This is a genomic window from Arthrobacter sp. NPDC056691 (genome assembly GCF_042791415.1).
GTDB lineage: Bacteria > Actinomycetota > Actinomycetes > Actinomycetales > Micrococcaceae > Arthrobacter.
Window position 1 is genome coordinate 101,020 of the sequence record NZ_JBHTXX010000015.1, and the last position, 10,356, is coordinate 111,375.

Below are 10,356 nucleotides of genomic sequence, written 5' to 3' on the forward strand. Positions count from 1 at the left end.
TTCTCATCGAGGGGTGAGATCTCGGCGCTTAGCCCGGCGCAAAGCGACGAGATCTCACGCTTCGGCGCGGCAGTTCGGAGTCAGCGCCCGGATTCCGCCAGGGCCGGAAGGATGTGGTCCGTGAGCAGCGGCGCCAGGTCGCCGGGCCATTCCGCCGCGAGGTCCAGCCACCGGATCTCGGCGATCTCCGCGGAGGGGTGCGCCACCCACGTGCCCGGTGCCGTGAAGACGGTGGCTTCGATTTCCGTGGCCGCCTCGTTGGCGGCGTCGGCCAGCCAGACGCCCATGAGGGTCAGTTCGCGGGGATCGACGGTGATGCCGACTTCCTCCTCGAGCTCCCGCGCCGCGGCCTGCACCGCGGTCTCGCCGGGCTCGGGCTTGCCGCCGGGATGCATGAACTTGTCCGTGCCGCGCTTGCGGACGGTCAGGAGCCGGCCTGCGGTGTCGTAGACGCACACGGCGGAAACGATGATGCGGGGATTCACGGTTTCGAGCCTAGCCGGTTTGGTGCCGCCGTTGCGGGCAGCCGCCGCAGCACAGACTCCAGCAGGAGGTCCTTGCGGGGGCCGGTGACATCCCAGGCGTAGCTGAACTCGTCGTCGCCGTGGCGGACGTACGTGACCCGGTAGGTGTCCGGATCGCACCAGTGCCGGTCCTGGCTGGCCTCCGGCGAGAAGCTCATCCGGTGGAACGGCCGGCCGTCGGGAAACAGCATGTCCATGGCGTCCGGTGTGTCCGCGGGTCGGAGCAGGTAATCGCGGGTGGCCGGGCCGGTGAAGGTTTCGCCGTCCCCTGCTGGCAAACCGGCGGCGGGCCAGGCCACGGTCCCTTCCTCGTGGAAGCGGAGTCCGCCGTCGGCGTCGGGAGAAAAAATCACGACGCCGGTAAAGGTGCCGCGGGTGCCGGCGGCCCGGTCCAGCAGGGTCCGTTCCACGGTCCACCGCCCGGCATGGGGAACGTCGGCGGAGGAAGGGTCCGCCGGCAGGGTGCCCAGCAGATAGTCGCGGAGCCCGGGCGGGTGCTGCAGGTTCAAGTGCCCTCGATTGGAATCGAACCAACGACACCGGCTTTAGGAGAGCCGTGCTCTATCCACTGAGCTACGAGGGCGGGCGCCCGCCGCGGCCGGGTTTTGGACCGGCCCGTTCGGGCACGCTTACAAGCATACAAGGTGACGGCCCGTACTACGCTCTTGGCATGGCCGCCGCAGCTCAAGCCCCCGCCTTTCGGGAAACGTTCCTGCCAGACACCGCCTCCACACGGCAGTACATCGGGGCATGGGCGGTGCTCAGCGTCGTCCAGTATTTCGTGGCGGAGGCCGCTGTCATCGGGGCCTGGGCCGGACCCGGCCCCTACAGCCGGCGGACCGGCCTCATCAGCGACCTGGGTGCCCTCACCTGCGGGCTCTACAACGGCCGCAGCATCTGTTCGCCGCTGCACGTGCTCATGAATTCCTCCTTCGTGGCGCAGGGCCTGGGAATGCTGCTCGGCGCGCTGCTGCTGAGCTCGGCGCTGCTGCGCGTGGCCGCACGGGCCGGTGTCCGGGTGGCGGCAATCCATTCCGGGGAAGTGCCCTGGTATTCGGCGGTGGCGGCGCGGATCCTCACCGGGACGGCGGGCGCAGGAACGATCATCGTGGGGCTGGTCCCGGAGGACCTGGAGTCCGGCTGGCACTACGCCGGAGCCGTCATGTACTTCATCGCCGGGTCCCTGGCGCTGCTGCTGCTCGGCACGGTGTGGCTCCGGCAATCCCCGCTGGGCTGGTTTGTGCTGGCCTCCGGCGGGGTGTCCGCGGCCGCGCTTGTCACGGCAGCGGTCACCGGCCTGGACGTACCCGAGCCGGGAACCCTGGAGCGGCTGATGGGCTACCCCATCACCATCGGCCTCGCCGCCGCCGGCCTGGTCATCGCCCAGCGCGTCCGGCAGGAACGGCAGGCGCGCAAGGCCTTCGCCCGGGCGCAGGCGGCCCGGAGCGCCTAGGCTCCTTGATGCGTGGCTCCTTCTTGCATGGCGGTTTTCTTCGACGCCCGGCGCCCCAGGAACACGGCGGCGCCGCCGGCGAGAAGGCTGGCCACGAACAGTACCCAGCCGGCCACGGTGAGGCCCGATGCCAAGGCGACCTGGCCGCCGTCGAGGTTTACAGCCGCGATCATGGAATCAATGGTGACGTTGCCCCACAGCCGGACCACCACGAACAGCAGCGGCAGCGCCCAGAGCGCCCAGCGCAGCGCCTTCCGGGCCACGTTGGTGCCGATCAGCAGCAGCCAGGTGAAGCCGAAGATCAGCGGAAACAGGGTGCCCGCCGTCTTGTGGACGTAGTTGAGCTGGCCGCGGGCGTCCCCGTCCAGGGCACGGCGGAGCTGCTCGGCGTAGCCGGTGTCGAACCCGCCGACCACGGAATCGGGCATGGCCAGCCCGCCGGACAGCTGCGTGAGCTGGTTCAGCGTGAGCAGGTGGACGTACCAGAACAGGAACAGGCTGGCCACCACGCCGGCAATGACAATCAGGTTGGCGTTGTTCTGCGCCTTCGCGGGAGTGGGGCCCGTGCCGGGATTGATCACCGGAGGCAGGTGGTGCTGGGGTACCGCGGCCTTCGCGCCGTGCTTCTTGATCCGCTGTGCAGGTGTCTTGGCCATGCGTCCATTATCGCCCGTCGCAGTGCACAGGCCTGCTGTCAGCAGGCCCGCCGCATGCCAGGCCTGCTGTGCAGCGCATGCCCGGCGCCGATAGGGTGGGAACCGTGACGGAACTGGGCAGACACAAACTGGGCAAACACAGCGCAACCAACCTGAGCCCCGGGCTCGATGACTATGAGCTGGCGGCCCAACTGGTCCGGGAGGCCGGACAGCTGGCCCTGCTGATGCGGCAGGGCGGCCTCGACGCCCAGCGCAAGACCTCGATCTCCGACGTCGTCACCGCCGCGGACCACGCGGCCGAAGCGTATGTGCTGGAGCAGCTGCAGCGCTGCCGCCCGGACGACGGCGTCCTGGGCGAGGAAGGCGCCGCGGTGCACGGCAGCAGCGGGCGGACCTGGGTCATCGACCCGGTGGACGGCACCTACAACTTCCTCCAGGGCTCCACCTACTGGTGCTCAGCCATCGCCCTGAAGGACGAATCCGATGTGCTCCTCGGTGCCATTTTCCAGCCCGAGGAGGACAAGCTCTGGATCGGCGGCAAGCAACGCGCCACCACCCTCAACGGCGATCCCGTCACCACCTTCAAAGAGGACGGAACCAACCGCAACGCCGCAGACCTCTCCGACCTCGGCGCCGCCACCTACATCCACCCGCGCTGGCTCTCCGACCCGATGTGCGCCATGCCCTGGCACGCCGCCGCGACGTCGGCCGCCACGCTGCGGATGCTCGGATCCGGCTCGTGCGACCTCGGGCGGGTGGCAGACGGCCAGCTTGGCTGCTGGTTCCAGCACAGCTGCCCCGAATGGGACTGGCTCCCCGGGAAGGCGATCGTGACGGCGGCCGGCGGCGTCGCCGGGAGCGTCCGCGTCAACGGCCTGGAATGGTTCATGGCGGGAGGAACGACGGCGGTGCACCAGTTGCGTGCCGCCCTCGAGTCAGGCTCTGTCGACTAGGTTTCCGCTGGCTGGATCTGGCCGCGGAGCGAGTTTCGCGGGCCCAGGTCTCCGCTGCGCGCCGGGTTATCCACAGGGCGGATTCCAGTGTCAGCCCCACCGCCTAGACTTGTAGTCACCATGGATATGTTGTTTGACCCCTACGCTGACGGTCCGTTCAAGGCTGGTTCCCACACCGGTGCCAGCACCAGGTCGCGCCCCGAAACAGGGCTGATGACGCCCGCTTTCGGCGGCGGCCCGGGCGGATCCGCAGGCCGCCCGGTGGCTGGCCCGGCGGCCGGCCAGGCAGAAGGAGACCGGGCGGAGGAGCACGCCCGGCACCAGCTTCCTGACGCCGGGGCTCTGCTGGCGGGCCTGAACCCGCAGCAGGAGGAGGCGGTCAAACACTCCGGCAGGGCTCTCCTGATCGTGGCCGGAGCCGGCTCCGGCAAAACCCGCGTCCTCAGTAACCGGATCGCCTACCTGATCGCCACCAAGCGGGCCCACCACGGCGAGATCCTGGCCATCACGTTCACCAACAAGGCCGCCGCCGAAATGCGCGAACGCATCGAGGCCCTCGTGGGCGGCAGGGCCAAAGCCATGTGGATCTCCACGTTCCACTCGTCCTGCGTCCGGATCCTGCGGCGCGAGGCCGCCAACGTCGGCCTGAAATCCAACTTCTCCATCTACGACTCCGCCGACTCCCTGCGGCTGATCACGCTGGTGGCCAAGAACCTGGACCTGGACCCCAAGAAGTTCGCGCCCAAGGCCATCCAGCACAAGATCTCCGCGCTGAAGAACGAACTGATCGACGCCGATTCCTTCGCCTCAAGCGCCAACCACAAGGATCCCTTCCAAAGCGCCGTGGCCGACGTCTTCGCGGGCTACACCCAGCGGCTGCGCCAGGCCAACGCCATGGACTTCGATGACCTGATCGCCGAGACCGTGTACATGTTCAGGGCGTTCCCGGCGCTCGCAGACTCCTACCGGCGCCGGTTCCGGCACGTCCTCGTGGACGAATACCAGGACACCAACCACGCGCAGTACGCCCTCGTCCGGGAAATCGTCGGCGAGGGGCCGGGAGCGGCGGAACTCACCGTCGTCGGTGACTCGGACCAGTCGATCTACGCGTTCCGCGGCGCGGACATCCGCAACATCGTGGAGTTCGAGAAGGACTACCCCGACGCCCACACCATCAAGCTGGAGCAGAACTACCGCTCCACCCAAAACATCCTGACCGCGGCCAACTCCGTCATCTCCCGCAACCCCAACCGCCCCGAGAAAAGGCTGTGGACCGCGGAGGGGGAAGGCCACAAGATCATCGGCTACGTGGGCGAGAACGAGCACGACGAAGCCCAGTTCATCGCCAAGGAAATCGACCGGCTCCAGGACGAGGACAACCTCCGCCCCGGCGACGTCGCCATCTTCTACCGCACCAACGCCCAGTCGCGTTCCATTGAAGATGTCCTGGTGCGGGTCGGTCTGCCGTACAAGGTGGTGGGCGGCACCAGGTTCTACGAACGCAAGGAAATCAAGGACGCCCTGGCGTACCTGCGCGTGCTGGTCAACCCGGACGACGACGTCAACCTCCGCCGTGTCCTCAACGAACCCAAGCGCGGCATCGGTGACCGGGCCGAGGGTGCCGTTGCCGCCCTGGCCGAGCGGGAACGCACCTCCTTCATCGCAGCTGCCCGCCGCGCCGACCAGGCGCCAGGCATGGCCACCCGCTCCGTCAACGCGGTGCTCGGTTTCGTGAAGCTTTTGGACGACCTCGCCGAGGTCGCCGCAGGCTCCGGGGCCACTGCTGCGCTGGTAGCCGTTCTGGAACAGACCGGCTACCTCGCCACACTGCGCTCCAGCAACGATCCGCAGGACGAGTCACGGGTGGAGAACCTCGCCGAGCTTGTCGCCGTCGTGCGTGAATACGAGCAGGAGAACCCCGAAGGGAGCCTCGAGGCCTTCCTGGAACAGGTTTCGCTCGTGGCCGACGCCGACCAGATTCCGGACGCCCCAGGGGCTGACATCGACGCCGCCGTGGCGGAGGCCAAGCGGCTGGGCGTGGTCACGCTCATGACCCTGCACACGGCCAAGGGCCTCGAATTCCCCGTGGTGTTCCTGACCGGCATGGAGCACGGGCTCTTCCCGCACCAGCGTTCCGCCACAGACCCCAAGGAACTGGCGGAGGAGCGCCGGCTCGCCTACGTGGGACTGACGCGTGCCCGGAAGCGCCTCTACGTCACGCGCTCCGAGGTCCGCAGCATGTGGGGGCAAAGCCAGTACAACCCGGCCAGCCAGTTCCTGGAGGAAATTCCGTCCGAGCTCGTCGAATGGAAGCGCGAGGGCACCAGCCGGCAGGTCGGGGGCTGGGGGAGCGGAGCCGCCATCGGATCGAGCCGTTACAGCGGAACATTCTGGGGTGCCGGAACGGCCCGCGGCAACCGTGCGGATTCCTCGGCGGGCTTCAACGCCGACGTCCCTGCCGCCGTCGCGAAAAACCGCGTGCAACCGCAGAAGGAAGTCATTGCCGTCAGCGTGGGGGACATGGTCAACCACACCAGCTTCGGCAACGGCACCGTGCTCGCCGTTGAAGGCGCCGGGGACAAGACCGTAGCGAAGGTGAAGTTCGACGTCGGCGAGAAGCGGCTGCTGCTCCGGTACGCGCCGCTGACCAAGATCGACGCCTGACCGTGCCGGTGCGGCGCCTGAAACGCGTTGCTGCCGGCCTGCCGCCGGCGCTGCTGTTCGCGCTGGCCCTGTTCTCAATGACCCTGGCGGGCTGTTCGGTTACCGTCGCGGATCCGGAGTACACACCGCCGCCACCGCTGCCCGCCCTGGAGCAGCTGAACCAGGCGCCGCTCACAGACCCCGCCGCGTTTGCCGCCGGGGAGGACGTGCTGGCGTTCGTCACCGCGGACCGGAACGTGGTGTGTGCACTGACGTCCGCCAGGGGGCCGCACGTCAACCTGCCCTACGAAACCAACAACTTCAGCGATCCCGGCAATGCGAAACTCGCCACCGTGCCCGTGGCGCACTGCGAGCTCGCGGTGTATCCGGCGCCGGCAGCCGCGGACAGTGGTGACGACTGCTCCGGGACCGGACTCGGCTATCTGGGCGGCTCGGCACTCCTGACCCCTGACCGGGCACGGTACGGGGAATGCCGGTCCGGCGTCACGCAGATGGAGGCCGAGTACGGGCCAAAGGGAACACCCGACGGGCCCGTCTCCAGGTTTCCCGTCCTGCCCGATGGCGGCAACCTCGAACGGAACGGTTTGCGGTGCTCTGCATACCGCTCCGGGGTGGCCTGCGGCAACGTCTCAGGCGGCGTCGGTTTCTTTATCAGCCGGGATCATTACGAACTCATCTCCGGGAACGGCAAAAACGTCCAAACGGCGCCCGCCAAGGTCCCAAAAACCCCGTAATCCCGGGGTTTTTCTACCGTCCATAGAATAGTGTCCTTACTCACAGAACAGGTAGTCTGGAACGGGCCGGTCCCTCCAAAGGACTAGAGTTCCCAAAGGAGCATTGCGCCGCGTGGCTCGTTTCCGGACCTGCCGCAGGGCGCGTTAATTCCGCAGCCCGGTCCGCACCTTTTGGTGTTGTCCGGCTGTACAGAAACTACTTCGACGTAGAAGGACACTAAACCGTGGACCTGTTTGAATATCAGGCGCGCGATATGTTCGAAGCGCACGGTGTACCCGTGCTCGCCGGCATCGTGGCGCACACCCCTGAAGAAGCAAAGGCAGCTGCCGAGAAGATCGGCGGCGTAACTGTCGTCAAGGCACAGGTTAAGGTCGGAGGCCGCGGCAAGGCCGGCGGCGTCAAGGTTGCCAAGTCCGCCGATGAGGCACTTGAGCACTCCACCAACATCCTGGGCATGGACATCAAGGGCCACACCGTCAACAAGGTGATGATCGCCCAGGGTGCGGACATCGCCGAGGAATACTACTTCTCCGTCCTTCTGGACCGGGCCAACCGCAACTACCTGGCCATGTGCTCGGTTGAAGGCGGCATGGAGATCGAGCAGCTCGCTGTTGAGCGGCCCGACGCCCTGGCCAAGGTAGCCATCGACCCCGCCGTGGGCATCGACCAGGCCAAGGCTGACGAAATCGTCGCTGCGGCCGGCTTCGCTGAGGAACTGCGCGGCAAGGTCGCCGGCGTCATTCTGAAGCTCTGGGACGTCTTCAAGAAGGAAGACGCCACCCTCGTGGAGGTCAACCCGCTGGTCAAGACCGGCGCGGGCGAGATCGTCGCCCTCGACGGCAAGGTCACGCTCGACGAGAACGCCGAATTCCGCCACCCCAAGCACGCCCAGCTTGAGGACAAGGAATCCGCAGACCCGCTCGAGGCCAAGGCCAAGGCGCAGGACCTGAACTACGTCAAGCTGGACGGTGAAGTCGGCATCATCGGTAACGGTGCAGGCCTCGTCATGTCCACCCTGGACGTTGTCGCCTACGCCGGCGAGAACCACGGCAACGTCAAGCCCGCCAACTTCCTGGACATCGGCGGCGGAGCCTCCGCCGAGGTCATGGCTGCAGGCCTCGACGTCATCCTCGGCGACGCACAGGTCAAGTCCGTGTTCGTGAACGTCTTCGGCGGCATCACCGCCTGTGACGCCGTCGCCAAGGGCATCGTCGGTGCCCTGGCCGAGCTGGGCCACAACGCGAACAAGCCGCTGGTCGTCCGCCTCGACGGCAACAACGTTGAGGAAGGCCGCCGCATCCTGGCCGAGGCCAACCACCCGCTGGTTACCCTGGCCGCCACCATGGACGAGGGCGCCGACAAGGCCGCCGAGCTCGCCAACGCAGCTAAGTAAAGGGACGCACCATGTCTATCTATCTGAACAAGGATTCCAAGGTCATCGTCCAGGGCATCACCGGCGGCGAAGGCACCAAGCACACCGCCCTGATGCTGAAGGCCGGCACCAACATTGTGGGCGGCGTCAACGCCCGCAAGGCCGGTACCACTGTCCTGCACGGCGACACCGAAATCAACGTCTTCGGCACCGTCAAGGAAGCCATGGCTGAAACCGGCGCCGACGTCTCCATCGTCTTCGTGCCGCCGGCATTCACCAAGAACGCCGTTGTTGAAGCCATCGAGGCCGGCATCGGACTTGTCGTCGTCATCACCGAAGGCGTGCCGGTCCAGGATTCCGCCGAGTTCTGGGCACTGGCCCAGTCCACGGTTGACGCTGACGGCAACCAGGTCACCCGCATCATCGGACCGAACTGCCCCGGCATCATCACCCCCGGCGAGGCACTGGTTGGCATTACGCCGAACAACATCACGGGCAAGGGCCCCATCGGCCTCGTGTCCAAGTCCGGCACGCTGACCTACCAGATGATGTACGAACTGCGCGACCTCGGCTTCTCCACGGCCATCGGCATCGGCGGTGACCCCATCATCGGCACCACCCACATCGACGCCCTGGCTGCGTTCGAGGCTGACCCGGAGACCAAGGCCATCGTGATGATCGGCGAAATCGGCGGCGACGCCGAAGAGCGTGCCGCCGACTTCATCAAGGCCAACGTCACCAAGCCGGTCGTCGGCTACGTGGCAGGCTTCACCGCGCCGGAAGGCAAGACCATGGGCCACGCAGGCGCCATCGTCTCCGGTTCCGCCGGTACGGCCCAGGCCAAGAAGGAAGCCCTCGAGGCTGCCGGCGTAAAGGTCGGCAAGACGCCGTCCGAGACCGCCAAGCTGCTGCGCGAGGTCTTCGCAGCGCTGTAACGCGCACCCCAGACAACGCGGGGTCACTCCCAGCCCGATCCACCCCCCGGATTGGGCGAGGAGTGACCCCGCGTTTCTTTTTAACCCCTTGCCACGAGGTACGTGGAGGCCTATCGTTGTTATCAACCTAATGGTTGATAAACAGTTCGATTGATAACGAAGCCAGGTTAGAAGCAGTGGATTCCAGCAATGACGACGACCTTCTGAACGCGGCCTTCCTGGCCCTGTCGGATCCGGTCCGCCGCCGCCTCATTTCCCGGCTCAGCCGGGGACCTGCCACCGTCAATGAGCTGGCCGAACCCTTCGCGATCTCCAAGCAGGCGGTCTCGAAGCATATCCAGGTCCTGGAGCAGGCGCAGCTGGTCACGCGGAGCCGTGACGCGCAGCGCCGGCCCGTCCACCTGAATCCCGCACGGCTTGAGGTGCTCACCGCGTGGATCGACCAGTACCGGCTGGTCCGCGAAGCGCAGTTCCGGGACCTCGATGCCGTACTCCGCAACAAGACCGCCTCCGGCGGCAGCACCAGTTCAAAGGACCGACCATGAGCAACGCCCTTAAACTCACCGTCCCTGACGGCGTCCCGTTCATCGATTTCGAGCGGGAGTTCGATTTTCCGGTGGCGGAGGTCTTCCGTGCCCATCGCGAGCCCGAACTCATCACGCAGTGGCTGGGCCCGCGCGGCACCAACGTGGACATCGACCACTACGACTTCCGTTCCGGCGGCAGCTACCTGTACAACCACACCGGTCCCGACGGCGTGACCTACGCCTTCAGCGGCATCTTCCACACAGTCCGCGAGAACGAGTTCGCCATCCAGACCTTCGAGTTCAGCGGCTATCCGGACGTCGTCAGCATCGAATTCATGCACTTCGAGGACCTCGGCGGAAACCGGTGCCGACTGCGGGGCCATTCCGTCTACCCCACCATGGAAGCACGCGACGGCATGGCCCAGTCCGGAATGGAAGGCGGCATGACCGACGGCTACGAGCGGCTCGACGAACTGCTGGCCAAATAGGCAGCACAACCTAGCTTCCGACGGCGGCCGGTGACCTTTACGTTGAAGG

At 66.7% G+C, this 10,356-nt stretch carries 11 protein-coding genes and 1 tRNA gene; 8 read left to right on the forward strand and 4 right to left on the reverse strand.

The annotated features are described in order from the left end of the window. Positions 1-80: 80 nt before the first annotated feature. From ACFRAU_RS13790 to ACFRAU_RS13800, 3 genes are all read right to left on the reverse strand, one after another. A complete protein-coding gene (locus tag ACFRAU_RS13790; RefSeq protein ID WP_377996437.1) occupies positions 81-485 on the reverse strand; it encodes an NUDIX domain-containing protein in 405 nt (134 codons plus the stop codon). After that, entirely contained in the window at positions 482-1,033 is a 552-nt protein-coding gene (locus ACFRAU_RS13795; protein WP_378000308.1) for a DUF6314 family protein, read from the reverse strand. The genes ACFRAU_RS13790 and ACFRAU_RS13795 overlap by 4 nt, the downstream gene beginning before the upstream one ends. Position 1,034: 1 nt before the next feature. Continuing rightward, positions 1,035-1,107 (reverse strand) — tRNA-Arg (locus tag ACFRAU_RS13800). Between ACFRAU_RS13800 and ACFRAU_RS13805 the strand changes: the two genes are divergently transcribed. Continuing rightward, the gene (locus tag ACFRAU_RS13805; RefSeq protein ID WP_378000309.1) at positions 1,081-1,977 is read left to right on the forward strand and encodes a hypothetical protein; all 897 of its coding nucleotides are present in this window, start codon (positions 1,081-1,083) and stop codon (positions 1,975-1,977) included. The genes ACFRAU_RS13800 and ACFRAU_RS13805 overlap by 27 nt on opposite strands. Here ACFRAU_RS13805 and ACFRAU_RS13810 read toward each other — a convergent pair. Further along, positions 1,974-2,633 carry a hypothetical protein gene (locus tag ACFRAU_RS13810; RefSeq protein ID WP_378000310.1) on the reverse strand — a complete coding sequence of 220 codons (660 nt, stop codon included), beginning with the start codon at positions 2,631-2,633 and terminating at the stop codon, positions 1,974-1,976. The two genes, ACFRAU_RS13805 and ACFRAU_RS13810, sit on opposite strands and share 4 nt — an antisense overlap. Before the next feature lie 77 nt (positions 2,634-2,710). Here ACFRAU_RS13810 and ACFRAU_RS13815 point away from each other — a divergent pair, with 77 nt between their 5' ends. The 7 genes from ACFRAU_RS13815 (at position 2,711) to ACFRAU_RS13845 (ending at position 10,307) form a co-directional block, all read left to right on the forward strand. Beyond that, positions 2,711-3,586, forward strand: a complete 876-nt coding sequence (locus ACFRAU_RS13815; protein WP_378000311.1) for an inositol monophosphatase family protein — start codon at positions 2,711-2,713, stop codon at positions 3,584-3,586. Between the two features lie 120 nt (positions 3,587-3,706). Next, positions 3,707-6,250, forward strand: coding sequence for a DNA helicase PcrA (gene pcrA / locus ACFRAU_RS13820; RefSeq protein WP_378000312.1), 2,544 nt, complete (start codon positions 3,707-3,709; stop codon positions 6,248-6,250). A gap of 2 nt (positions 6,251-6,252) precedes the next feature. Continuing rightward, entirely contained in the window at positions 6,253-6,984 is a 732-nt protein-coding gene (locus ACFRAU_RS13825; protein ID WP_378000313.1) for a hypothetical protein, read from the forward strand. A gap of 224 nt (positions 6,985-7,208) precedes the next feature. Beyond that, complete coding sequence (gene sucC, locus ACFRAU_RS13830; protein WP_377996447.1) at positions 7,209-8,378, forward strand: ADP-forming succinate--CoA ligase subunit beta; 1,170 nt, start codon at positions 7,209-7,211, stop codon at positions 8,376-8,378. Between the two features lie 11 nt (positions 8,379-8,389). Next, entirely contained in the window at positions 8,390-9,292 is a 903-nt protein-coding gene (gene sucD / locus ACFRAU_RS13835) for a succinate--CoA ligase subunit alpha (protein ID WP_377996448.1), read from the forward strand. A gap of 176 nt (positions 9,293-9,468) precedes the next feature. Continuing rightward, on the forward strand, positions 9,469-9,837 hold the full coding sequence (locus tag ACFRAU_RS13840; protein ID WP_377996450.1) for an ArsR/SmtB family transcription factor: 369 nt from the start codon (positions 9,469-9,471) through the stop codon (positions 9,835-9,837). After that, positions 9,834-10,307: an SRPBCC family protein gene (locus tag ACFRAU_RS13845; protein WP_378000314.1), complete on the forward strand. Its 474-nt coding sequence runs from the start codon at positions 9,834-9,836 to the stop codon at positions 10,305-10,307. The genes ACFRAU_RS13840 and ACFRAU_RS13845 overlap by 4 nt, the downstream gene beginning before the upstream one ends. The last annotated feature ends 49 nt before the right edge of the window (positions 10,308-10,356 follow it).